This window comes from Chryseobacterium sp. WLY505 (assembly GCF_030846215.1).
Classification (GTDB): domain Bacteria; phylum Bacteroidota; class Bacteroidia; order Flavobacteriales; family Weeksellaceae; genus Chryseobacterium.
The window spans coordinates 941,164-966,092 of sequence record NZ_JAVCWI010000001.1 but is presented as its reverse complement, the minus strand read 5'-3'; the positions used below and the strand labels follow the sequence as shown (position 1 = coordinate 966,092).

The following is a 24,929-nucleotide window of genomic DNA, read 5'->3' as shown; positions in this document are numbered from 1 at the left end:
TTAATACTCAAAGATTTATTCTTTACAAATTTTCATCTATTTTAGTTTTCCACCACTGTTTTAATTCAATTGTTTTAGGTTCCCCAATATTTATTAATCCTTTTCCTGAATCTAGTTTTTTGATTTCAGATTCGAGTTTATACTTACTATTGGGAGTTCCTACAAAATTACTAATAGCTTTATAATCTTTGTTCTGTACATTCAGGCAAATTGGTAATTTAACTTGTGATGCAAAATCAAAATCTTTTGTTTTATAATCTTCAACACCTTGTGAAAGCATCACCACAATAACTCCTTTAGACCTTAAAAGTCTCAATAAATCTTCGAGCGCTTTTCTAGCATTCTTGTTTTTTAAATAAATATGGGCTTCATCTATCACGATTACATATCGAACTGGGAATATATAATCTTTAGGCTCACAGTCATTTGTAGAACTGAAATAAGAATTAAAATATCTTAATAAAAGGAATACCACCAACTGTCTTAATGTATCAGAAAGAGCAGGAGGTAAATTCAAATATAAGCTTTGGCTTAAAACATCTGAATTATTTGGATCACAATTAAAAATATTTGTAGATAAATCTCTTATTACAGAATATAAAGTATCCTGTCTAATTGTATTTTCCTCATAATAATTTTCTAAATCTTCAAATAATTCTGTAATCGTTGGATATATACCATTCTTCCTATCAAGTAAATCATTGATTAATGTTATCAAAATATTCTCTTGAGCAATTCCCATTCTTGGTACAAATGTAGAAATTGTATCTACAAATGCTCGTATACTAAAAGGTCTTTGTCTTTCTTCTAAATTAATAGATAAAAAAGGATTAAAATCCACACCTCCATCATTTACTATATCTACAAATTTTGCATTAGTAGCTTTTAAAAATGGTTTTAACTGCTCTGGATTTCCTTCTCCTTTATAGTCAAAGAATATAAATTTCAATTCATTATTAGAGTTTTTAGAAATTTGATAAAGAATATCTTTTATAAGTTGAGTTTTTCCAGAACCTGCCATGCCTGCAATTGCAATGTTTCTATTATCAAACTCTCGTAAATCGTTTATATTAATAATAATTGATTCATTATTTTCTGATTTTCCAATCTCTAATGATAGCAATTCTTGGAATTCTTTAACATTCGACCTTTTTCTGCCTGAAGCGACATGAGTTATATTAGATCTTAAATTTAAACCTTTTTTAAGAGACTTTAATAAAACATCTATGTGATTTCCATTAGATATATCTCCGTTTTCTAAATCATCATTCCATATTTTCAAACCATGATTTAAATGGAGCTTAAATAATTTTATAAATTCATCTTCAAAAGTATTTTTATTATAATGTTGATCTAATATTGCTTTGAAAATAACAACATTGGAAGTATCATTTATTATAGTGCCAAAAAGAGCTTTATCGTCTCTAAATTCCTTACCATCAGATTTTGGAATAATTTCATTTTCTAAACTAAAATGTTTGCCTGACTGTAAACTTAAAGCAAAAGCGATGCGAGGAGCGATTCCTTCATTTTTAAAAGTATATAATTGTTTAAGATTATATAGGATTTCATCATTTTCTTTACTTAATGTTATTCTCATAATTATGGAAATAGCCGTTTTTTAAATTAGTATTTACACCGTCATTAACTAACAAATAAGACTTTGCAATATTTTCTGAAATATCTTTAAATCTTTTAGGTGTAATCTCACTATTAGTTGAGAAAAGAACAACCTGTTCTGATAAAGTAGGATAATATTTTTTAGTAATTCCATCTCTATGTTCTTCATCAAGCCTTCCTAAAGGCGTGTCAATGAAAATCGGTAACGTTTGGACAGATTCATTTAAGATAGCTTTAATTAAACAAGAAATATAAATCTGTTTTTCTCCTGATGATAAACTTTCCTTTCTAATTTCAGTATCATCTTGATCAAGTAGTGTAATTTTCATTCCTTGCCCAGAAGCTAAAATTGTAACCTTGACATCTTCAATAAATTTGCTATTATTTTCTTCACTTGCAAGTTTATGCATCAAGGCTTTTAATTCGTTAAGAATTGTTTTTTCTAAGCTATTCTTATGTTTACTTTTTTGTTCCTCTAAAAATATATTAAGTGTGTCAATATATTTTTCTGCTTCTTTAATTTTTAATTTGTTTTGAGCATTAATATCAACCTTATTTCTAAGACTAATCAGCTCTTGATTAAAACGAGTTATGTCCTTTCTTAATTTGTTGATTTGTTGATTGTTTTCCCCAATTTTTCGATTGTTCAAGGTTATACTATATTCCGTTGTCTCTTTTTCGGCAAAATATTCCAAAATAATATCATCTTCTAAATCAGCATCTGCTTGATTTAATATTTTTATTAAATCAGACATTCTCAAAGTAGTAATGTTTAATTCCTCTGCAATACTTTGAAATGAATCGCTTGATTGAGAATTTACAAAATTAATAGCGTTAGAAATCAAACTCTTTTCCGCATTATTTAAATCGTGTTCAAACTCTACTTCCTGATGTTTATCTCCAGAAATATAAAGCTCACCGCCTAAACGCTTTGCTTTTTCATAATAGAAACTTTTGTCTTTAAAAGACATTGTTGAATTATCAGGCTCAGGTGGTTTGTTAAAAAGTAGTTCAATAAAATTTTCTATTTTTTCCGCATTTTCTTTCCATGCTTTTTGAGAAATATCATTATTTTCTTGAATTGAAATATGCTCTTTAACTTCTTCAAGCTTTCCAGCTAAAATAGTTAATGGCAAAATCTCATTTAATTCACTAAACTTTTCAGTAAGTTCTAATTCTTTTATCTTTAACTCTTGTATCTCAGAAATTACTTTCTCTCTATCGAAATTTGAATTTATTTGTTTGCTATTTTGAGAAATTAAATTATCGAAATGTCTAATTTGCTTTTTTAATTCATCAATTTCTTTAAGTTTCTCAGCATTCTCCTCTTCTGATTTTTCAATTTCTAAGTTTGATAGCTCAATAGCTTTTTCTTTATCAATAATTAGCTCTTGAAGATTTTTATTTGCTCCTTCTTTTTTTAAGGTATTAATATAAAATTCAAAATCATCAATTAAAGCTTCGTAAGTATCTAGGCCTAATATTTTACCAAGTGCATCATTTATAAAACTTCCTTCTTCTTTAATAGAGAGATTGGCAATGTCAGCAATTTTTTCAGCATCAAAAAACACAAACTTAGCCGCATCTATAGGTATAATGTAGTCATTAATGAAATTAAACTTATCGTCATCATCATCGAATACATCCAAACCTGATATTGGATCAATAATTGATAATTTCTCTTCTGTATTTGCTGTATTTCTGGATCTGCTTATTATTATTTTATCTGTAGTAGAAGATAACTTAGTTATTTCAGGTAATTCAATTTCATCAACAAGAATACTAACCGAAAAAGTATCAATTCCTTCTTTTTGTGCAGACCAATTTATTGACTGTTGCATAAATGAAGAATAATTTTTTTCTTTTTGAATTTCTTTTTTGAAATTATCATCTATTTGAGAAATTTTCTCTCCATATAAGCACCAAACAATAGAAAGTAGAAAATTAGTTTTACCATACCCGTTCTTACCACCAATAACTACAATGTTACGTTCATCATTAGTGAATAAATCAAAATCAACAGTATTGTAATATTGTCGAAAATTGCTGATTTTTATATTAGAAAATTTCATTTTATTCCTTTTTCAATTGTATCAACAATTTTTTGTTGATGATAGTTTACTCGTTTTATTTTTTTGGCTTTCACAGAGTCTAGCAAAGATTGTAAGGATTTATAGTCAACTCCCTTATTTGAACAAATCTCTTTAAGTCGTTCGTTTTGATATATTTTGGTTTCTTTTATTTTCATAAATTTTGATCATTTAATATTTTATTTACCTTTAAAAAACATTTTTTTTCATAATTGTCAAGTTCATTATTACTATACATCTTTCGTTGTTTGTAAAAGAAATTGTAAAGTTTTTCTTCTCCTTCTATATTTATGCTAGGTAATCTGCGTTCATTTACAATGAAATCAAATAGTTCATTATACTTTTCAATTGAGTTTAAACGTCTTCTACCATTTGTTGGTGGGAATTTATCAAAAACTTCAATAATTAATTTTTCTTTTTGTTCATCTAATTCTTTAAATTTAATCTTTCTTTTTTGCACATTAAGCCATCTATAAAGCTTATTTTCTTCTTCCGAAAAATCATTATTAGAAAATGGCAACCTTTTTTCAGTTGAAAGAAATTCATTTAAATCTTCAAATCGGTCTTCCCAAGAGCTACGTTCATTAATATCAGAAACATCCAAGATTTCAAACTCTTTTTCATAAGTCTTAGTATTTATTCCAATATGAGAGTTTTTAAAAAAAATGAAAATTTTAGATTCGTCAATTCTTAAATTATAATAAATACTTTTATCATTTGACTTTGGCCTATATTTTAATATATGTTCTGTGATGCTTGAAATATGTTTTGGCTCATTAAATTTTTCAAGAAATTCAATAGCAATACTTCTAATTGTACCACCTTTAAAATCTTCTAATTCTTTTTCCCATTTTTTTAAACCAAATATACTATCTCTACCAACTGGAACAAATCCATCCTTTCTTTTCATTGAAGCTCGAACTTTATTTTGATCCGTATCATAATTGGGATACAATTCTATAATTTTTTTTAAAATCTCTTCAACTTTGGATGGTTGACCTAAGTTTTCAAGAGCTTCATAAGCATATTGATAGGATTGTTTGATGGTATTTTTTTTAAATACAATATTATCATCTAAATCAAGATACAATTCAAATTCATCTCTTATTATTTTTTCAGCTACAGGAAAAACCGAATCAATTGTTTCAATTTCAAATTTTGTAATAAATCTTGATAAATAGCTTTTAAAATTGAAAGAATAAGTTTCTTCAATCCGCTCGTTTATTCTTTCTTCTACATCGTTTACAAACAAACTGAAATCCAAATTATCAATAATGTTTGTGCGAATTAAATATATGTTGTTCCAATTATGTCTGTTTCGAGAAGTAAAAAATCGAGATAATAATACATCCTCAACATTTCCAAGCAAAGAAAAATCGTCATTCAAATAAACAGACAATAGGAAAGAAATGAATTCTTTTGAAAAATTAGTATCATTCACATTATTTACACTAATCATTATCTCGTCTGTTATTTCAATTTGCTTCGTAGAAATATCTAATCCATAGTTTTGAAATAAGTTATCATTAAAGTTTTTAATAAACAATAATTTTTCATAAAAGCTTTCCAAAGCATCTTTTCTTATCTGCCTGACTCTTTCTCTTGTCAAATCCATCTCTAGTGCAATTTCATCAAGAGTTAATACTTTTTCGTTTCGATAAATCTTTAATCCTTTTTTCATTATTACAGTATAATTTTCATTGAAAAAAGCATTTTTATTTAGCAAAAAATCAACAATCTGAAAAATATTCTCTGATTCTAATATTTTAGCTGGGATTTTTGATATTAAAAATGTCTTCTGTATCAAATATTCATTTTTTAAAGATATCAATTGCTTTTCATCATTTAATTGACTCACTTCTAATATAAAATCTTTTACAATTGAAATATAAACATCTAACTCGGGAATACATTTTGCCCCAATATTATCAATATCTCTTATTTTAAAGTTTTGAGATAGTAAAAGTTTTTCAGCGAAATTTTTTACTTTGAAATTTCCATCTATAAACTTAGCAATGCCATTTCGACTTCTTACGGATAAACTATGTGAATTAATGACAATAAAACTATTAATAACTTCTCTTTGTGTTCTTGTTAAACTTGAAATTATTTCTTCTAAAGACCTTCCCTGCATTGCATCATTTACAATATTTTCCGAAATAATTTTCTGATATTTTTTACAAACTTCAATCAATTCTTCACTGGATCTCCTTCCACAATTTCTAAGTTTTTCAAACGAGCCATGCGTTATATAGTACTGTATTAACTCTTCAATAGAATCCAGTCCATTATATTTACAAATATTATAAGAACGTACACTTATGTCTTCACTTTCGTAAATTTCATTTATTGTCATTTATCTTAAATAATCGTTATTAGATTTTCAATTGTCAATTTAAAGTTTTTTTTAGTATTGAAATTATGGTTTCCCGCATTTTGATTGAAAAATCACTTTATTGATATTATATGATAGCAATTATAATAAAAAAACAGTTAAAGTTATATCCGTATTTTCCCTGTATTTTGAACTAATTTTTTCTTTTAAAATATATGTCTATAAGAACCTTGACCGCTTTGGTCAAGGTTCTTATTTTTATTAGAATTTCACTAAATCAAACCAAGTCCCATTAGTGTTATCTTTCCACTGAATTTGATTTGCTGAAACCTGTTTAAATTCATAATGTTGTACTACTCCCGAATTGGTAAACTTCACATCAAAAATATATGATGTTGACGTGTTAGAAGTTTCATCAACACTTCCACCATAAGGATGTGCTTTAATTAATCCTGTCTGGCTAACTTCAGAGCCTGATGCCAATGATATAAAATCTGAATTTGTAAATTTAAAAATCTTGTTGGTAATTGTTCCATTGGTTACTGCCCAACTGCCTTGAATCCATGTGGGAGGATGGAAGTATTGATCTGTTGTAGGATTTGTTTGTTGTGTACCGTTATCCTCATTGTCATTACTTGAACAGTTTATGTTTAAAAGAGATAATGTTGTTGTAAGCATTAATGCTAAAAATAATTGTTTTTTCATTTTAATATTATTTAATGTTAATATATCTTGTTCCGTTTCCCGATAAATCCATTATTTCCAATCGATTTTTATTGTATGAAAAGAAAATAAGCCTGTTTTGATTATCTCTTACTGTACAAAAAATAGATTGCATTAAAATATCACAGCTTCCCTCAATTTTATAGATATATGGTGTTGCAAATTCAGAATCAATTGTACTGATTGTATTTTTCTTTTTATCAATTACAATCTTGGTTTTACGTGTTGCAAGTTCTGTTACATTCATATTTTTGACAATCTGAACCATATTGTAGCTGAATGTTTTTATCTGTGCTGAAATAGTTTGTATTGTAAGAATCAATACTAAACTTATACTAAACTTTGTTTTCATTATTCAGAAATTAAAAAACTGTTTCTTTTTTGACTTGCTTCTGTGTAACTGTTGAAAACAAAAGTTTCTTTTTTTGTTATGCTTCCATGATAAACTGCTGTGCTGGGAGAATTAAGGTATTCACCGACTACTTGATCTTCAATTCTGGCTTTGATTTCATCATTAAAATGATCGAGTTCCTGAATAGGAGAAACAATATTAGCTTCTCTTATTTGATTAATTTGGTTTTCCGTAATGGCCAATCTTACAAATAAGTATTGCGACTGGGCTTTAGAATGTTCTTTAAGTTTATGATTAATTTCATCAAACTGTACTTTTTCGTTAGCCTTGATTTCAGTCATTAAAGAATCGATGTATGGATCGTCTTTTGTTGAAGGGTTGATTTTAGATTTTTCGCAGGAAATAGCACATAATACAAAAAGTGGTATGAGTGTTTTTATCATAAGTGATTTGTTGTGTCACTCAGTCCCTAAAGTGAAAGATTAATAAATGCAAAAAGCGTAGAGGACTAAACTCATTTTGCAAATAGGAGGTTCTCGCGAAACCGTGTTACACAAACAAGAATAGCCTCCACGCCGTAGGTGGAGGCATCAACTGTTTATTCTGTGTAACATTAGTTAATTTGCGAGATTTCCTATTTACAGAATAAAAGCTAACGCTTTATATTTTTTCGATAAAATTCAGCTACGAAGATATGAAATTTTGTAATTATGTATGGTAGTTTTATTCTTTCTTTATCAATACTCTATAAAATCATAAAACAGTTAAGAGAAAAGCTATTAATATTTGTGTTCCCAATTGCCCCAATGTGTCAAAACCCTATATGGAAATCCTCTGTATCCCAATTCTGAAATTTTATATAGAGGTTTTGAGAGTCAACCTACCAGTCATAAAAAGGTACATCTATTCAGCAAAAAATTTGCTATACCCCCTATACTCAAATTAGGATTTTTGAAACTGTTTTTACTTTTTTGCCATCTTCCAAAACGATTAAAATCTTTTTAAAAGCATTACTTTTTAAGTTAAAACGAGCTTAAACACTTGTATTTATGGATGTTTTCATGTATCTTTACTCTGCTTTTAACAGCGACTTTCCACTAAAAATACATCTTAAATTATACATAAAAAAGCCTTGAAGTGTTGGAGCACGACAAGGCAACATCAATAAATTTTAACGTAACTAAAATTATCGACTATGACAAATTTACAAAATTGTCTTGATACTGCTAGTATCTATTGTGGCACGTATGCCAAGTATAACAACGGAAGCCTTTACGGTAAATGGTTAAACCTTTCGGACTATTCCGATTACGACGAATTACTTACAGCGATGTATGAACTTCATTCTGATGAAGCCGACCCCGAATTTATGTTTCAGGACTATGAATGTCCGATTCTGGAAAAACTAGGACTATTGAGTGAGTGCCATATATCAAAAGATATATACGATGTTCTGGAACAAATTAATGATTCAGGGCATGATGTAGAAGTTTACAAAGCGTGTTTAGACTGTTTAGGCAAAATGGATTTTTCAAGCCTGTATGAATATGTAAACAACTTTTATTACGGCGAGCATGGAAGTGATGAAGATTTTGTACAATGGCTGTACGAAGATGACACGCTTAATATTCCTAATTGGGTAGTAATTGATTGGAGTGCAACTGCACGGAGTATAATGTTTGATTATTTTGAAAGTAATGGACATTATTTCAAGGCTTAAAATAACTATTTTATATATTTGTATTTATAATTAAATTGTATTCCGTTAATCAAGAGACTATGTAAAAATGTTTGGGAACAATTTCGGACACCAAAACAAAAAAGAGAAAATGTAATTATTTAAAATTCAATAATTTACAAATTCTCTTTAGCTTAAAAAGTGGAGTTGGAGGGATTCGAACCCTCGTCCAAACAAGCAATACATAAGCTTTCTACATGCTTATTCTACCATTGTTTTTCGACTGGAAGCAGAGGATAGACACCCAACTACCAGCTTATCTTCTGAAGTTTTCGAGCTTTAGCCAAAGCTTCTAAAGCCTTATTTCTGCATTCCTATATCCCAGGATCAAACGCCGCAGAACAGAGCATTTGTGGAATATCTTGCTTCCCTACTGAAATCTTCGGGAAAACGCTTGATCTACTATACTTCGATATTAAGCTGCAAGAGCGAACTCTTCGTTGCCAGTTAAAATTTTGTAGCAAGGGATTATAGAGATCGCGCTACGGTTCTCTGCATGCTTACTTACCCATTGGTCTTGCTGTCGAAACCAGTCAACCCCATGAATAAAGTGAATGCAAAGATAATGCTTTTTGTTTACATTTCATTAATGTTGGTGGTTTTAATAGAAATTAGGAAACAAAATGAGTAACCTGAAGTTTTAAGAATTGAATATCCGGTCATTGTGGATAAAAATATTATTGTTTGTTAACAGGCTTTAATACGGGGTTTTTTAAGGGACTTAAGGTGGAGCAGCGATTGTTTGTTGCAATATATTTTGTGTTCTCATAAAAATTGTCTAGTTTTGCAATCCAAAATGAGATGTAAAATATGTTAATAATTCCAGTAAAAGATGGTGAATCCATCGACAGAGCTTTAAAAAAATACAAGAGAAAATTTGATAAAACAGGAACTGTTCGTCAATTAAGATCTAGACAACAGTTTATTAAGCCTTCTGTAACTTTGAGACAAGCTAGACTAAAAGCGGCTTACAAACAAAGAGCGCTTAGCAAAGAAGAGCAGGCTTAAGATTTTTTCTTAACCATATATTAATTCACTTCTTAAATTCTTATATTTGAGGAGTGAATTTTTATTTTTATACCTATGATGCTGGAAAAGTTTTTAGAATACTTACAATTCGAAAAAAGATATTCTCCTCATACCATCACAAGCTACAAAAAAGACCTTGAAGACTTTTCCCATTTCTTTCTCCGAACGGAATCTTCCGACAATTTAGCCAAGGCAGACAAAAAGATTATCCGGAATTTTATTGTTGAACTCAGTGAAAATGACATTTCCAAAAGAAGTATCAACAGAAAATTATCCTCGCTCCGTAGCTTCTATCTTTTTCTTTTAAAAATAGGGGAGATTAAAGTTTCTCCTACCGAAGGTATTTCTTCTCTGAAGTTTTACGCTGAAAAACAGATTCCTATATCTAAAGAGGAAATGACAGATCTCAATCAAAGAATTTTCGAACAGGTACATGATGTACTTGAAGAATGTATTATGGAGGTTCTTTATCAGACCGGAATGCGAAAAGCGGAACTTTGTGGCCTGATATTTGAGAATGTTGACTTATGTGAAAATGAATTAAAAGTAATAGGAAAAGGGAATAAAGAAAGGGTAATTCCTATTTCCTATGAACTGTCTGAACTCCTTAAAAGTTATCTGGAAATAAGAAATCCACAGACAGAATTTAAATCATATTTTTTCGTGAATAAGAAAGGGAAAAAACTCAATGAAAAATTTGTTTATGTGGTAGTTAATAAGTACCTTAGTCTTATAACAACGAAAGAAAAAAAAAGTCCTCACATCCTTCGGCATAGCTTTGCTACTCACGTTTTGGATAATGGGGCGGAGATCTCCAAAGTGAAAAAAATATTAGGGCATTCCAGCCTTGCCAGTACTCAAGTCTATACGAATGCTAATATTGAACAATTGAAAAAAGTGTTTAATCAGGCTCACCCTCGAGCATCAAAAAAAGAAGAATTATGAAGATTTCAGTTCAATCAATCGGTTTAACACCACACGAACCACTAGAGTCACACATCGACAAAAAAGTTAGCAAATTGGATACCTTCTATGACAAGATTCAGGAATGTAAGGTATTTTTGAAAGTAGAAAATAACGCTGATAAAGCAAATAAAACAGCCGAGATTATTTTGGCGGTTCCGGGAGACGATATCGTAGTAAAGAAGACTTCCACCAGTTTTGAGGAAAGTTTGGACCTTTGTGTTGATACTGCTAAAAAGCTACTAATCAAGAAAAAAGAAATGGCATAGAAAAAAAAGTTAAAAAAAGTTTATAAAATATTTGAGAATTCAAAAAATCCGTTCTATATTTGCACTCGCAAAAAAGGAACAGCGATCTTTTGAATTCTTTTTTATATTTGCCTCCATAGCTCAGTTGGCCAGAGCACGTGATTTGTAATCTCGGGGTCGTGGGTTCGAATCCCTCTGGAGGCTCATAAAATATAAACTTTTGGGGAGATTCCAGAGTGGCTAAATGGGACTGACTGTAACTCAGTTGCTTCGGCTTCGTAGGTTCGAATCCTGCTCTCCCCACTTTATATTTTTATAAAAAAAAACTTGCAAGATTAAATAAGTTTTCTTAGTTTTGCACAGCGTTTACCAATAGTTTTGGAAACAAAATTGCGGAAGTAGCTCAGTTGGTAGAGCGTCAGCCTTCCAAGCTGAATGTCGCGGGTTCGACCCCCGTCTTCCGCTCAAAGAAATCACACCATAAAGGTGATTTTTTTTAACACTGAAATGTGTAGAGTAGAGTTTCTCGATCAGTTTCAGTCCTTTATTAAAATGCCTCCATAGCTCAGTTGGCCAGAGCACGTGATTTGTAATCTCGGGGTCGTGGGTTCGAATCCCTCTGGAGGCTCCATTTTAATATAAAATATCTGGGGAGATTCCAGAGTGGCTAAATGGGACTGACTGTAACTCAGTTGCTTCGGCTTCGTAGGTTCGAATCCTGCTCTCCCCACATTTTATATTATAAAAAACTTGCAAGATTAAATAAATTTTCTTAGTTTTGCACAGCGTTTACCAATAGTTTTGGAAACAAAATTGCGGAAGTAGCTCAGTTGGTAGAGCGTCAGCCTTCCAAGCTGAATGTCGCGGGTTCGACCCCCGTCTTCCGCTCAACAAAAAATCATGCTGCTTAGTATGATTTTTTTAGTTGATGCCGACTTAGCTCAGCGGTAGAGTGCTTCCTTGGTAAGGAAGAGGTCACGGGTTCAAGTCCCGTAGTTGGCTCTAAGAGAAAACCTTTCCCACAACGGTTTTTCGCTTTTTTAAATAACCTTAACGGAGGTAGATATTAAATGATTGTCAACATTAACGTCAACATTAAATCTACCGCAATGAGAAAACGAAACGCAGAATTGACTAAACTCTTAAACGGTTGTCACAGAACCGGAGTTTATTTTCTACCAAAAGACTGTTTAGATTTCACACCGAAATCTGAATTTCCTACTGAATGGGCCGTTGAATGTCGCTTTTACGATCCAAAATTCAAAGACAAATATCCAAAAGGATTTCAATACCGGAGAAAATTTTCCTCGGATTCTTTACAGGTCCTAAAAAGGACTGCAATACTGTATAAAGAACTCATGGAGACAAGACTGGATAATGAAAATTATAATCCGATCACAAAGTCCGTTATGAACAACCAATCATTATACCCTGAAATGCCTTTCATGAATGCATTATGGATTGTTAGAGATAAAATGAACTATGAAGAAGATTATGTAAAGCTGTCCCGGCAAATTTTAAATCAAATTGAAGCTGCAGTTCCGGAGCTAGGGTATTCCAACTTAAAAATTTTTGATACTAAGATTTTTCACATGAAAAACATTCTGGAAAAGATATACACGACTGAGTCTGTTTTTAACAAACATAGATCATGCCTTAAAAATATGTTTGATGAATTACTGGAATATGGATGTGTGGAATTTAATCCTGTTGCTTCACTAAAAAAGAAAGTTGAAAACACTAAAGAAAGAGTAGTCTACAAAGACGAAATAATTATTTCTACAGTATTGCAGTACCTGCATGATAATTACCCTACGTTTTACAGATATACTAATATATTCAGATATTCTGGAGGTCGCTCTACAGAGTTATTCAGGGTGCAGAAAAAACACGTTTATATAGAAAATCAAGAGTATAAAGTCCTTATAAAAAAACGAAAAAAATACGAGTGGGTTACAAAGATTATCATCCCGGCAGCGATCCCATACTGGAAGCAGGTACTATTAGAATGTAAAAATGATGATGACTTTTTATTTTCAGAAGATCTGAAGCCCGGATTGAAAAAGATTAGCTCAAAGCAGATCCAAAGAAGGTGGAGAAACAATGTGAAAATGGCTGATGATATAATTCACCCGATAACAAAAAAAGCTATTAAAGTAGATGTTAACTTTTACACATGGAAACATTTATTCCTTGATAAATTGGATGAACTACAGAATAATGTAGAATTAGCTCCAATTGTTCCGATTAATTTAGCTCAGGGTATGGCTAGCCACCTTTCACCAGAAACAACCGGTAAATACACCTTAGGAAAGCAGAACCGGAATAACGAGATATTAAAAAGAATTGCTTTAAAATAATGTTTATGGAGATAATCGGAGTTATAAAAAGCATTGAAGCAATACAAACTTTCAAATCTAATTTTGAAAAAAGAGAGTTCGTATTTATTACTGAAGAAAGATTTCCTCAAACTTTAAAAATTGAGTTACATTCTCTTCATATTGACATTATAGACCCTTTTAAGCCGGGCGATAGGGTTTTGATCAGAATTACGATTTTTTGAAAAGGATGGAACGGAAAAGACGGTTCTGTTAGATATTACAATACTATTGTTGCAAATAAAATTATAAAGCATTAAAAATAGGGGAGTCGTGAAATGCGACCCCCCTTTTATCTGCCCTAGGAATTACCGTCGTCAGCTTTTGATTTTAAATACACCAATTTTGGGGTGTTTAAAATTTATTTTGCTTATCAAAGTGGGTAAGCAAAAAATTAAACCTGATTATTACCATGTAAAAATTTCGCCATACCCTGATTTACAGAAAGTTATAAAAGTACAACGGAAAATTCCGCGCTACTAAATTGGTTCATAATTTATTTACGGTTTTCCGTAAAATCGATTTATTTAAATGTTTTTATATTTGTTCAAAATTTAATCATGAAAAAGCTATTATTTATTTTATCATTATTTAGCTTAAGTATTATTACTGGTTGTGGTAATAATGAAGACTATTCCTCACCACAACAGGAGCTTCCAGTTAAAGCAATGCCGTCTGAATTAATTGGGTACTGGAAAATAAAACACTACACATATTTAAATGATCCTAATTTTGGACATGATGAAACTGCTGGATATTATATATCAATTCAATCAGACAATAAAGTAAAATTCAAAGACCCAAACGGAGAAAGATCTGGAATTGCTTTTGTACGAGACAATGGTGATTTTTATATTATAGATCAATACATAGACTTTAAAGTTTCTGATTCTAAAAAATACCCTGGTCAAAAAGAATTTATAGTAAAATACAATAATGAAAAGATTTATTACAGTGGAATAATGACAGGTGAAAAAAATTAACCTAAAAGAATATTAAAATTAAGGCGCATCTAAAACGATACGCCTTTTTCTTTTATCTTTTTCCATAATTAGTCACAAATTCAATTGCCTTGTCGCAAATTAAATGTGTAAAGTATGACTTATCTCCCGTTTTTGGGTCTTCAAAAACTTCACTCTCCCATTTAATCCACATATCTACAACATCCCATTTCCTAAGCCTATGAAGATGTGGATTAAAAGAGCATTTCACTTCAAAACACTGCTTTTTCTTATCACCTTCAAATTCAACTATCATAGTATTTTTTGAAGGGCTGGTTTCTTCTTTGATGGTTCCTCTTAATTTCATGCTTCAAAATTGACACATTTTGTAACAATCACAAAATAATTAATGTTACAATTAATAACAATGTTATTTTTTTACGGATTAATAGTATATAGAAACATGCCTTTTCACGAGTCGGAGAAAATAAAAATCCCCGGATCTCTCCAGGGACAAATTAATTACTAACTCATTTTATAGAAAATGAGAATTCAAATATAATATTTTAAATAAAAAATTCGCGGATTTCTCCGAGGATAAAAAGTGCTCTTCTTGTAACATTCTAAAAACATCTAAAAATACAAATTCCCTGATATTAGGCTTGTGAGTAAAGTCATAAAAATATACTTTCTGCTTTGGCTTATTTTTTGATATGCAATCAACCACAGATTTTTGCTAATAAATTTAAATGTTAACGTAAAAAATTCTCAGATATGTTAATTAGTGAAGAACTTCTCCTAACACATGGAGCAACTTACGAAAATTACAAATCTAAAGAAGTAATTTTCCAAGAAGGTTCCCAACCTAAATTCTACTTTCAAATAGTAACGGGAACGGTTGAGCTTAATAATTACCACGAAGATGGTAAGGAATTCACACAGTATATATTATCGAATGGACAGAGTTTTGGTGAATCATTGCTATTTAGCAAACAACCTTACCCAATGAACGCAACTGCAAAAACAGAATGTGTGATTCTTAGGTTATCTATAACAGACTTCTTTGCTTTAATAGAACAAAATTCTTCTGTAGTTAAGGAGTTATTTCGACTGATGTCAGATAGACTTTATTACAAGTATATTATGTTATATGGATTATCAAGCTTAGATCCACAAATTAAGATCAAAAGAATATTAGACTACTTTAAAAGTATGCAAACTTCCAATTTTTATGAACGAGTAGAGATTCCATATACAAGACAACAAATAGCAAACTTGACAGGCCTTAGGGTTGAAACAGTTATTCGCAATTTAAAAAAAATGGAAATTGAAAATATTGTTAAAATTAATGGCAGGAAACTATTGTATTAACATTAATCGTTTATCTTACAAATTATATAGTTGTTATCAATAATTGACCCTCCAATAGAAGTAGGGTTTTGTTTTACAAAAACTAAAAAACCTCCCAGGGCATCGGGAGGCATAAAAACTTATGTTAAAAATTTTATTAACAGTACAAACTTAATAACTCCCTGTTAAAAGATTTATGATCAAGGTCACAAAAAAACCTCCCGGACAACTGGGAGGTAAAAAAGTGTTCTTGTTAAACATTCTAAAAACATTTAAAAATAAAGATTTTCTGAAGTAATGCTTATGATTGAGATCATACCATAAACTCCCATAATCTTATTAAATTTGATTAATCGATAGCTCGAATTATCGACTACTTATTCATGCTGCCTCTCAATAATGGGAGGCATTTTATATACAAAAACCTCCCAGGAGGAGGCTAAAAAAAACTTTGTTGTACTTGTTTCTTAAAAACTCCGTAAATATACTGTGAGGCTGTAGTCATAACTCTACGGGAAACCGTAAGGCTATAGTTCGGACTGTTTGTATATTTGAAAAACTATTCTTTTATATGATAAAACAGTTAATAATAGATATAGCATATGATAATATTTCTTTATCACAAGCACTCACTCGTTCAAAAATAATTGAATCAAAAGTAAAGAATGAACAATTTAAAAAATGGTTAAAGAGTGAGGCAGAAGGTTACGAAGATGGTGAAAATATACCTGGATACAGAATAATACCCTCCCAAACGTTTTTAGTGGCCGAGTTTCAATTTGGAAGAATATTGGATATTGAGGTCTTAATTCCTGATGTTTTTGCAGAAACAACCAAATTAAATACTTATTTCCATACAATCATAGATTCTGTAAAAACACTTGAAAATAATCTAGAGGAATTACCAGGAGCGCAAGCTCAAATAAATCTACCAATTGAAAAAGTAACAGCATACAGCAAGCTTTATGAGAGTAGAGTTAAATCACAAAATGGAGTAATAAGGTCTGGACATAAAATTGTTAGCAAAGCGCACATTCAAAATATAATTGAACAATCTAAAAACAAACTCCTTGATATACTTATGGACTTAAACGAACAATTTCCTAATTTAGAAAATGATTTTGAGAATAATCTAAAAAATAATGAGACTGTTTCAAATATCATTACAAACAATATATACGCGCCAAACAACAACTTAAATAATGCCGCAGGGTCTAATATATCAATATCCTCTGAGTATAATAACACACTTTCTACTGAACAAGAGAAAAATTTGAAAGACTTAGGAGTTAACGATAACGAAATACAGCAATTAAATACAATATTAGCGGAGAATAATAAAGATAAGCCTGAATTTGGGAAAAAACTAATGGCATGGTGCGCAAGTGTTGGTTCTTCTTTAGCAGGTAGAGGTATTTATGACGCTCTTCCAAAAATAAATGAATTTATAACGCAATTAATGTAGCTTAACCTCTTCTGACTACGTAAAATAATCCCCACCTAACAGTGGGGAATTTGGTTTAATAAAGATCTTATAAGTAACAATCTAATTTTTTATATACTCCATCAATTCTAGTCCCTATTCCATTTACAGACACAACCTTATTTTCATTTAAACTCTTTGTAAAAATTGAATTAGAAAGATCATCCTGATTCATATGGACAGTTAATGATATTTTATGATAGTTTTCTGTGTCATCCGGATAGAGTCTACCTCCTCCTTTACCTGTCTCAGTATTTATTCTACGAACTAATATTCTATAGGGCTGTGGATCTGAATCTGATTCTACAGTTAAATTGTGATAATTAACCTCGCCGTATGAAAGTTTTGTTTCTATTAGCTCTTTGTAATTTATATCTATACTACCATGACTAAAATACCTTCCATCACTTATTGTTTCAACTTCTATAGAGTTAAAACTATCATTTGTTTTAATAAATTCACTAACCTCTACCAATTTTTCTGCTACATTACCAATACCATCGATCAAAATATCTGATACTGTTGGCAAAGGCTCTTGATGTGAGCTAGTAAAAATGGATTCAAAACTATTTTTTACAACTAAAAAGTTTTCTGAATTTTGAACAGTTTCATATATAAATCCATCTTTTTCATAAGGTAATAATTTAGAAATATATTCAAAATATAAATTTACAAATTCAGATACTTTTTCCTGATCAACTTCAAAAAAATTCAATTGAGGGCTATCTGTAAAATTAATATAATAATTAAGCCTATAACTACCTAAAGTAGAAGGTTGAGAATATACTTTTGGATTAATACCAAATACATTTAAAGTCTGCAATGCTTCACTTAAATAATCATATATTTTCGAATTAATATTGTTAACATCACTTACAATAGCCTTGTGAAGGTCCGTTAATTTACCTTTCAGCTTAAATGAATAACTTATTGAATCGCTAATTGCATATTTATCAGGTATAAAAGAAGATTCCATAGGAAGGTAATCTAAAGGTATCTGATGTATTGGCAAAATATAAGATGCTAAAATTTTATTATTATAGCTCTTCTCAATTATAAAGATTTCTGATGAATTAATAATTAGTTTCCTATACGAGATTTTCTTTCTAAAAAAATCGCTATAATCTTCGTCACTGACTATTATTGAGAAATAGATCAACGTGTCATTTTCATAATCTTCTTCACAAAATGATCCAATAATTTTATTGCCAAATGCATTTGTTCCAGAAAATAAAATAGGATACTCATCAAAATGCAGGACAGTATAATTGTCTGTTATGACAGGCAATTTACTATTGGATAAATTATGAGAATTTAGATCAAGCATTTGTTTGTGGTATTAATGGAATCATTTCAATTAACTCTAAACAATCCACTGTGAAACAATCCTCCTTGTAAAGGTCATAGTGAAAGGGATTATATTCATCAATTTGTCTAGGTGTATGCTTTATTCTACCAGCAGAACTTTTTATGACAAAAATTGATAAATTATTTTTGTGCTTTGGGCTATAATTTGCTGTAGCTTGATATTTTTTCATTAAAACATCAGAACTAACATCGTTCCAAATTTCAATAGAAACTCCATGCAATCCACATATGTCTTCACACTGACTTGATTCTGTAATTCTACCTCTTTCAAAATGACTTTTAAAATCCGCATCCTTCATATCAGGCGCTTTTCGTACTCTTCTTGCAAAGTGACTATTTAAATCAACATAAGAATCGTGCAAACAGTTACATTCAGTGTTGTTGTCAATTTTATTGAAATTCATTTAATAAATAAAGGTTATTGTTTTAAAAACAAATATACACTTATTTAATAAATGCAATATACGGCTTCCCGTAATCTACTTAAAAACGGTCTTGTAATACTTCAGCTTATTTAGAGTACTTTTTATAAGCAGCTTCCATTTTCTTATCATAAGCATTTATGTGGTAATTCCTGCCATTATATATGCGAGCAAAATCGGACCACCTTTTATCTCTCAACTCATCATCCAGTCTGTTAGCTTTAATGAATTTTACGAAAGCTTTTAGTTGTTCACCTTCACTTTTATACATGGCATTGATAAAATCTTGAAGGACCGGGAAACCAACTAAGCTATGATTAAACCCCATAATCTGGAATTTTCCCCAGGAAGCAGATTTTAAGGCTGCAGTTCTATTTAATTTTGCAGCTTTGTCAAGTCTGATATTTTCATTTTTAGAATATCCTCCTGGTCTTGGATTTGAAATATCAGGATAATCTGCTGAATATTTTCCAGATGTAAATTCATGGAACTTATGCCTTTCAAATAATATTGTCGGTGTGCCATCTGCCTGAAAACCTCCTTTAGGAGCTTCAACTTCACTCACAGCCTTTATTGCTGCAACTTCACAACCTAATTCTTTGGCTGCATTTATATAATCTTGTTCTGTTAATGTTTTCATTGCTTTATTTTTTAAACTACTTTTTTACTAAATAATTCCTGTTGAATAGGATTTAGTTTTCTTATCCGTTCTTTTCCAAGCTCAAAATACTCCTGATCTATCTCACAGGCTATTCCTTTCATTCCCATATTGTGTACAGCTTCCATACAAGACATAGATCCTCCGAAAAAGTCAGCTACTACAATTTCCTCACGTGGTTTTGATTCTGGAATTACAAGAGCTAAAAGACGCTCCAAAAGACGTACGGGTTTTTGTGTGGGATGGATAGTATTGTAATGATCTCGTAATTCTCTCATTATTGTTTTTTCCTTCATCCCATTTTGAATCGTCCTTAATGTAGCAAGCCCCCTGCTCCTATCGTGAAAAGCATTTTTCATGTGATTTTTAGATTTTTTCTCAGTATAAATAATCTCACCAGTGTTTAAGTAGTGCTCTATATCTTCAAATTCTTTTGAATTTATAGCAGATTTTATCCTTTTTACATCCTGAATCACTCCTTCAATATTATATTTCTTAGCTTCTAAATACGGAATTTTAACGTCGTTTAATTTACCAACGCCTTTTGTATAAATATTAACCAATTCATGTGTTCTCAAAATTGGTGCTGCTGGTATCGAATTTTGACTTTTATCCCATACTATCTCCTCCTTAAAAGCAAACTTAAGCTGAGAAAGAATCGCATTCCAACGGTAAAAACTTTCACCCCTACCAAACATGACAATGAATCCGTTTTTAGTCAAAAGCCTTCTGCATTCTGAGAAAAACTTATGTTCATCAAACGGCCTTTCGAGCTTCTGATTTTTTAGATACAAGTAAGGAGGATCAATACATATTACATCTATACTTTCATCTGGAAGTCTTTTCATTAATTCCAGGTTGTCTTCATTATATAGTTTAATGTTCTCCATTACTTTCTTTTTAAGTATTTATAAATTCCAAATATTATAATTGCCACGACTCCAAAAACAGCCAGTACAATCCATAATCCGGCTTGAAAGCCTTTTGCTTTAATGTCGTTGGTTTTCTTCTCAACTTCTGCAGCAACTTTTTTTATAGTCTCTTTTGAGACAGCTGTTTTTGCAAGGTCCTGTATTATGTTTGTTTTTTCATCGCTGAATGTTTCTTGTTTGTCTTCCGATGACTTCCGGTAGTGATTGTTTATGTAATAATCCGCCGTTCCACGAATGACAATACTTTGAAGCGTATCACCGGAAACAACATTGTGGAAGATCAAAGGGTTTAAAGTGTCCGACTTTCCTTTAATGACAATGTCCCCGGAAAAAGCCTGAACCTGCTTTTTAACAGTCTGATCAGCTACTTTCTTGGTAGATTCTTTAACGGTCTTTTCTTTTACTGAATCCAGTTTCACCCGCTCAATCTCCATCTTTCCTTCCTTGGAATAGAAAGACGTTTTATGCTTTGTCCTACAACCAAGTAATAAACTACTCAGTAGGATTATTATCAGTATTTTCGGTTTCATTTGCTGTATTTTTCAAGTCTTTTAAATCTCCTGTTTTATTGAACTTTGCAATCCTATTAAGCACAAACAATGGTGGAAATTTTCCACCCGTCAGAATTCCCATATTAACCATAACATTACCAGCTGGCCATGCAAAAAGTAAAATTCTTAGAAATCCGGTTATAGCTAAAGACTCATAGCCTGAATCCTGTAAAATCTGTAAAAATGCTTCTGAGAAAAAGTAAAATAGAATAGAAAATGCCAGTTTCTTTGTAAATCCCCATAGCATTTTTTCAAAGGAAAAACTATGATTCTCCAAATGCTTCCAAACACCTAAAATCAAATCAGCTATTAATGAGAAAGCCAGTATTATTATAAAGCTTTCTCTTTCAAGATACCAACCTGTTATCCTTTCTGAAAGAGATAATCCAACAGCTGGAACAGCAGCCAATTTTAAAGCCGAAAAAGCTTTACTATATGCTGGACCAGAATGAATCGAAATTAGATTATTAACGATAAAATTTATTATTGGATTTCCCATTTCGTTATTATTGGCAATAGTTATAAAGGATATTATAAAACAACGTGTCAGCCATTTGAGCATAACCCGCGGCTATTGGATGCACGTCATCAGTATAAACTTTTTTGGTTCCTGAATCTCTTTTGTTTACTGTTAAATCAGTTGTTGGATAAGCATTGTCCGGGAAGAAAGTTCCCATGTATGAAATATGTTCAACCCATGAAGAGTAAGTCGGATCTAATGCAATCTTTTCAAAGATTCGTGCAATTGTCATCACTCTTTGCATCGTACTCACATATGATTGTTGACGCGTGCTTGTGCCATAATCCTTGTAAACATCCACAGGCGGTAATTGCATTGAAATTAATTTAACTCTAACGCCTGACTTCTGGGTTCTAATAAGATCAAGCCATTGTTTTGCAAAAGCTTCAATCTGAGCAGGCGTATAAGTAAACACATCATTCCAACCAAGCTGGCAAAGAATAATCAAATTGCTGGCTGTAGAGTTGACTCCTGTGAAGTTATTCTGAGTCAAATAATAACCTAAATCAAATTTTACAGATCCGGAAACGCCAGTATTCCAGAATGCGTTTGTGGTTCCTGATTTTGATGCAAGATTTAAATAGTCAGAGAATGACCATCCTCCACGACCTTCGTGTTTAATCGCTTGATCACCTATTGTACCAATGAAATTAATATTAGTAAGTGCTAATGCTGCCGGAGCTGTTGCAGGAGTCAGATTATAACCAATACCAGTTAATCTGCGAGATACTTCATTGATGATAGCTCCTTCAATTCCGCTGTTGGTTGTGCATTTTACAGTGGAATCACCAAAATGCATGAAATACAGTGCTGATGCTGGTGAATTTGCATTTAGCCCGACCTTTATATTTACATATCCCAAAACTACAGAAACACCGTTTGGCTGCTTTTGTCTGATCGGAATTTGAACATCAGACGTTGGAATCAGTCTGATAAAATCTTCATTTCCGTTTGGAGCGTTGAAGAACGTATCTCTTGAATAGTCTCTAGGATGCTTGTTGACAAAACCATTAACATTTAAACAAATCACTTCCCCAGATCTTGCCCATGTTTTAGAAGGGAAAAACGAATCATTAATATATCCCTTTGCAATGTTATTCGGATCGACTTTATTTTGGTCAAAATGCGTACTTGTTAATCTCTGTGTATCTCCTGCACTATTACGTGCAGATGCTTTAATGTATACAACCCCTGCAGGTATTACAACTTCTTTATCTGTAAACGTTCCCTGAGCTGATAATAACACCACCGGATTAAACTTTGCGTCATAGCCCCACAATGGATAAACGGCTGCAGATGTAATACCAGTATAGTATACTTTTTCACCTTCGTAAACAGCTAAAAATGGTGTTACTTTCCAAGATGTGCTTCCTAATACTTCGCCACCTACGCTATTAAGATAACCCGCAATACCATTTGTAAATGCATTGTCAGAAATAACAAGCTTGTTCAATTCTCCGATCTTATCCAAATCTTTCACCGCTTCAGTTGCGATAAATGCTGTTTTTGTTATGGAAAATTCACCGACATACGAAACCTGGGAATTTGTTCTTAGTTTCCTGGTTCCGGCTGGCATTTCGGAAACTGCAATTTGATATGATGTAGAATTTTTGTTGATGTATCCCAAATACTTTCCATCAATATCTAAGCAATAGATTTCAGCAGCTGAAGAACTATTAAGTACCGCTGAACCCCTTCTGATTATAATATCCGTTGACAAAACATCTATAACAGATGACAGATTCCAGCCAGCAGACCCCTGTAATGTTGGTGTTGTGCCGACAGCTGTCGTTTTATCAATATAATGATTCGTAGTCGTAAAGTGTACAGTATCTTTTCCTGATTTAAGCGTTTCAAAGGAATCATAAACTTTTCCGCCGCTCACTGCTTCCGGATTATCTTTTGCTATAACTCCATCGGGTGTTGATTCTCTCTTTTCGGAAAGTTCTTTCTTTGAAACTCCGTTTGTTACCCATATTTGGACCAAATTATTTTTTAAATCAGGATCTGCCGAAACTACAATTGGATTATTGGAAGCATCTTTAAAATTCGTATACGTTCCTGCTGTTGTTACATCCCATTTTTCAAACAGATCTGCATCTCCAGGTGCCCATGGCGTTGGAGAACTTGTTGGTGTAGCTTCTCCTACATTTCCGGTAGAAATAATTTTTCTAAAAGATTCAATAGGCGTAAACGCCAACTTACCTTCTGAATTATAGGTTGCAAAATGACCTTCTAAAGGATCTTGTGTAATCGGTATCTCTGTTGTAGGCACCTGTTTTACGAATGGTGCAGGTATAATTATATCAGGCATTGTTTATGGGTATTATATAGTTTGAATTATATACGTATACAGCTGTATTATCTCCATTTGCTAGTGCCATCTTAAAAGCATCTGAAAACGCAGCATCTTCATCAAAAATTATGTTCAATCCATTTTCATCCTTAACATTGGAAAACTTCATTGTAATCTCATTGGTGAAGTCGGTTGTTTCTGGCTTTTCTTTTCTGGTTCTCTTTGTTCCGTCAATGTAAAAATCTTGGTTTGTGGAGTGAACTGCTACAAACGAAAGGATATTACTATCTCCTTCAGCTCTAATTTTGTAGGAAACATTTTCTTCAGTCCATGCAGAGTTTATTTTAGTAGAACCTAAATTTCCGGTCTTAGCTGATTTTACATCCTCGTCAATGTCAAATTCTCCCATACAGTAAGCTGGCAGGTTTGTTATAATCCAGTCATGTTGATTGTCTGCAAATGAGAAAAGATTTTTATTATAATTACATTGTGTGGCAATTCGGATGTATTTTCTACCGTCCTTCAAAGTACTATCTGTAAATCGGACGCAGTTTGAATAAAAAATAGCTACTCCGGAAGAATCTCTTACTTCAAAATGTCCCTGAATTTCTTCAGAACTAATAAAAGTAATCCGGAATAGCTTACCATCACTCACACCAAATTCACAAGGTATTTGAATTGAATCATCACCAATAAGAAATAAAGAAAGATCTGTGTCTACTATTTCATTCTGATAATTAGGTATTAGATATCTATGATATGAATTAACTTCCAAAGGATAAGGTTTGACATGTCCATAATACTGAGTGTTTTGTGGATTTGTCATGTCTTCAAGCTCTTCCATTGTCTTGTAGAATCTTACCGGACTGTGATACCAGAATTTCTGCATAAAGCAAAATTAAACACCCACCTTTATGTAATTGATGAGTGTA

25 protein-coding genes, 7 tRNA genes and 1 other RNA gene are annotated in these 24,929 nt (G+C 31.6%); 16 read left to right on the top strand and 17 right to left on the bottom strand.

Annotated elements, in window-relative coordinates:
• Positions 1-22 precede the first annotated feature (22 nt).
• From RAH34_RS04500 to RAH34_RS04470, 7 genes are all read right to left on the bottom strand, one after another.
• A complete protein-coding gene (locus tag RAH34_RS04500; protein ID WP_306595299.1) occupies positions 23-1,600 on the bottom strand; it encodes a DndE family protein in 1,578 nt (525 codons plus the stop codon).
• Positions 1,581-3,692 carry a DNA sulfur modification protein DndD gene (dndD, locus tag RAH34_RS04495; RefSeq protein WP_306595298.1) on the bottom strand — a complete coding sequence of 704 codons (2,112 nt, stop codon included), beginning with the start codon at positions 3,690-3,692 and terminating at the stop codon, positions 1,581-1,583. Before dndD ends, RAH34_RS04500 begins: the two co-directional genes overlap by 20 nt.
• The gene (locus RAH34_RS04490; protein WP_306595297.1) at positions 3,689-3,868 is read right to left on the bottom strand and encodes a DNA modification system-associated small protein; all 180 of its coding nucleotides are present in this window, start codon (positions 3,866-3,868) and stop codon (positions 3,689-3,691) included. The genes dndD and RAH34_RS04490 overlap by 4 nt, the downstream gene beginning before the upstream one ends.
• The gene (locus RAH34_RS04485) at positions 3,865-6,066 is read right to left on the bottom strand and encodes a sigma factor-like helix-turn-helix DNA-binding protein (protein ID WP_306595296.1); all 2,202 of its coding nucleotides are present in this window, start codon (positions 6,064-6,066) and stop codon (positions 3,865-3,867) included. The genes RAH34_RS04490 and RAH34_RS04485 overlap by 4 nt, the downstream gene beginning before the upstream one ends.
• Positions 6,067-6,306: 240 nt before the next feature.
• Positions 6,307-6,750: a hypothetical protein gene (locus RAH34_RS04480; protein WP_306595295.1), complete on the bottom strand. Its 444-nt coding sequence runs from the start codon at positions 6,748-6,750 to the stop codon at positions 6,307-6,309.
• 7 nt (positions 6,751-6,757) lie between these two features.
• Entirely contained in the window at positions 6,758-7,120 is a 363-nt protein-coding gene (locus tag RAH34_RS04475; RefSeq protein ID WP_306595294.1) for a hypothetical protein, read from the bottom strand.
• Entirely contained in the window at positions 7,120-7,563 is a 444-nt protein-coding gene (locus tag RAH34_RS04470) for a hypothetical protein (RefSeq protein ID WP_306595293.1), read from the bottom strand. Before RAH34_RS04470 ends, RAH34_RS04475 begins: the two co-directional genes overlap by 1 nt.
• Before the next feature lie 752 nt (positions 7,564-8,315).
• Between RAH34_RS04470 and RAH34_RS04465 the strand changes: the two genes are divergently transcribed.
• On the top strand, positions 8,316-8,840 hold the full coding sequence (locus RAH34_RS04465; RefSeq protein WP_306595292.1) for an antirestriction protein ArdA: 525 nt from the start codon (positions 8,316-8,318) through the stop codon (positions 8,838-8,840).
• Between the two features lie 157 nt (positions 8,841-8,997).
• Here RAH34_RS04465 and ssrA read toward each other — a convergent pair.
• Positions 8,998-9,399: a transfer-messenger RNA gene (gene ssrA / locus RAH34_RS04460) on the bottom strand.
• A 269-nt stretch (positions 9,400-9,668) separates the two neighbouring features.
• On the opposite strand from ssrA, the gene rpsU reads away from it, so the two are divergent.
• From rpsU to RAH34_RS04400, 13 genes are all read left to right on the top strand, one after another.
• A complete protein-coding gene (gene rpsU / locus RAH34_RS04455; protein WP_034693154.1) occupies positions 9,669-9,866 on the top strand; it encodes a 30S ribosomal protein S21 in 198 nt (65 codons plus the stop codon).
• 78 nt (positions 9,867-9,944) lie between these two features.
• Positions 9,945-10,832: a tyrosine-type recombinase/integrase gene (locus tag RAH34_RS04450; RefSeq protein WP_306595421.1), complete on the top strand. Its 888-nt coding sequence runs from the start codon at positions 9,945-9,947 to the stop codon at positions 10,830-10,832.
• Positions 10,829-11,119 (top strand): HPF/RaiA family ribosome-associated protein, encoded by a 291-nt coding sequence (locus RAH34_RS04445; RefSeq protein WP_047435429.1) that lies wholly within the window; start codon positions 10,829-10,831, stop codon positions 11,117-11,119. The genes RAH34_RS04450 and RAH34_RS04445 overlap by 4 nt, the downstream gene beginning before the upstream one ends.
• 109 nt (positions 11,120-11,228) lie before the next feature.
• Positions 11,229-11,302: transfer RNA gene (locus RAH34_RS04440), tRNA-Thr, on the top strand.
• 18 nt (positions 11,303-11,320) lie between these two features.
• Positions 11,321-11,401 (top strand) — tRNA-Tyr (locus tag RAH34_RS04435).
• A gap of 89 nt (positions 11,402-11,490) precedes the next feature.
• A tRNA-Gly gene (locus tag RAH34_RS04430) sits at positions 11,491-11,563 on the top strand.
• A gap of 89 nt (positions 11,564-11,652) precedes the next feature.
• Positions 11,653-11,729 (top strand) — tRNA-Thr (locus RAH34_RS04425).
• An 18-nt stretch (positions 11,730-11,747) separates the two neighbouring features.
• A tRNA-Tyr gene (locus RAH34_RS04420) sits at positions 11,748-11,828 on the top strand.
• An 85-nt stretch (positions 11,829-11,913) separates the two neighbouring features.
• Positions 11,914-11,986: transfer RNA gene (locus tag RAH34_RS04415), tRNA-Gly, on the top strand.
• A 42-nt stretch (positions 11,987-12,028) separates the two neighbouring features.
• Positions 12,029-12,100, top strand: a tRNA-Thr gene (locus RAH34_RS04410).
• Between the two features lie 107 nt (positions 12,101-12,207).
• Positions 12,208-13,458: a hypothetical protein gene (locus tag RAH34_RS04405; RefSeq protein ID WP_306595291.1), complete on the top strand. Its 1,251-nt coding sequence runs from the start codon at positions 12,208-12,210 to the stop codon at positions 13,456-13,458.
• Positions 13,458-13,661, top strand: a complete 204-nt coding sequence (locus RAH34_RS22785; RefSeq protein WP_373427977.1) for a DUF3127 domain-containing protein — start codon at positions 13,458-13,460, stop codon at positions 13,659-13,661. Before RAH34_RS04405 ends, RAH34_RS22785 begins: the two co-directional genes overlap by 1 nt.
• Before the next feature lie 375 nt (positions 13,662-14,036).
• Positions 14,037-14,459, top strand: coding sequence for a hypothetical protein (locus RAH34_RS04400; RefSeq protein WP_306595290.1), 423 nt, complete (start codon positions 14,037-14,039; stop codon positions 14,457-14,459).
• A 52-nt stretch (positions 14,460-14,511) separates the two neighbouring features.
• On the opposite strand, the gene RAH34_RS04395 is transcribed toward RAH34_RS04400, so the two are convergent.
• Positions 14,512-14,784, bottom strand: a complete 273-nt coding sequence (locus RAH34_RS04395; RefSeq protein ID WP_306595289.1) for a hypothetical protein — start codon at positions 14,782-14,784, stop codon at positions 14,512-14,514.
• Between the two features lie 407 nt (positions 14,785-15,191).
• Here RAH34_RS04395 and RAH34_RS04390 point away from each other — a divergent pair, with 407 nt between their 5' ends.
• Positions 15,192-15,788 (top strand): Crp/Fnr family transcriptional regulator, encoded by a 597-nt coding sequence (locus RAH34_RS04390; protein ID WP_306595288.1) that lies wholly within the window; start codon positions 15,192-15,194, stop codon positions 15,786-15,788.
• A gap of 550 nt (positions 15,789-16,338) precedes the next feature.
• Positions 16,339-17,232: a hypothetical protein gene (locus tag RAH34_RS04385; RefSeq protein ID WP_306595287.1), complete on the top strand. Its 894-nt coding sequence runs from the start codon at positions 16,339-16,341 to the stop codon at positions 17,230-17,232.
• A 67-nt stretch (positions 17,233-17,299) separates the two neighbouring features.
• Here the strand turns inward: RAH34_RS04385 and RAH34_RS04380 are convergent, their stop codons facing one another.
• From RAH34_RS04380 to RAH34_RS04345, 8 genes are all read right to left on the bottom strand, one after another.
• Entirely contained in the window at positions 17,300-18,577 is a 1,278-nt protein-coding gene (locus RAH34_RS04380) for a hypothetical protein (protein WP_306595286.1), read from the bottom strand.
• On the bottom strand, positions 18,570-19,022 hold the full coding sequence (locus RAH34_RS04375) for a hypothetical protein (protein WP_306595285.1): 453 nt from the start codon (positions 19,020-19,022) through the stop codon (positions 18,570-18,572). Before RAH34_RS04375 ends, RAH34_RS04380 begins: the two co-directional genes overlap by 8 nt.
• Before the next feature lie 106 nt (positions 19,023-19,128).
• Positions 19,129-19,680, bottom strand: a complete 552-nt coding sequence (locus tag RAH34_RS04370; RefSeq protein ID WP_306595284.1) for an N-acetylmuramidase family protein — start codon at positions 19,678-19,680, stop codon at positions 19,129-19,131.
• Positions 19,681-19,691: 11 nt separating this feature from the next.
• Positions 19,692-20,588 carry a site-specific DNA-methyltransferase gene (locus tag RAH34_RS04365; RefSeq protein WP_306595283.1) on the bottom strand — a complete coding sequence of 299 codons (897 nt, stop codon included), beginning with the start codon at positions 20,586-20,588 and terminating at the stop codon, positions 19,692-19,694.
• The gene (locus tag RAH34_RS04360; RefSeq protein WP_306595282.1) at positions 20,588-21,160 is read right to left on the bottom strand and encodes a hypothetical protein; all 573 of its coding nucleotides are present in this window, start codon (positions 21,158-21,160) and stop codon (positions 20,588-20,590) included. The genes RAH34_RS04365 and RAH34_RS04360 overlap by 1 nt, the downstream gene beginning before the upstream one ends.
• A complete protein-coding gene (locus RAH34_RS04355) occupies positions 21,123-21,680 on the bottom strand; it encodes a phage holin family protein (RefSeq protein WP_306595281.1) in 558 nt (185 codons plus the stop codon). The genes RAH34_RS04360 and RAH34_RS04355 overlap by 38 nt, the downstream gene beginning before the upstream one ends.
• A gap of 7 nt (positions 21,681-21,687) precedes the next feature.
• The gene (locus tag RAH34_RS04350) at positions 21,688-24,015 is read right to left on the bottom strand and encodes an SGNH/GDSL hydrolase family protein (RefSeq protein ID WP_306595280.1); all 2,328 of its coding nucleotides are present in this window, start codon (positions 24,013-24,015) and stop codon (positions 21,688-21,690) included.
• On the bottom strand, positions 24,008-24,886 hold the full coding sequence (locus tag RAH34_RS04345; protein WP_306595279.1) for a hypothetical protein: 879 nt from the start codon (positions 24,884-24,886) through the stop codon (positions 24,008-24,010). The genes RAH34_RS04350 and RAH34_RS04345 overlap by 8 nt, the downstream gene beginning before the upstream one ends.
• Positions 24,887-24,929: the final 43 nt, after the last annotated feature.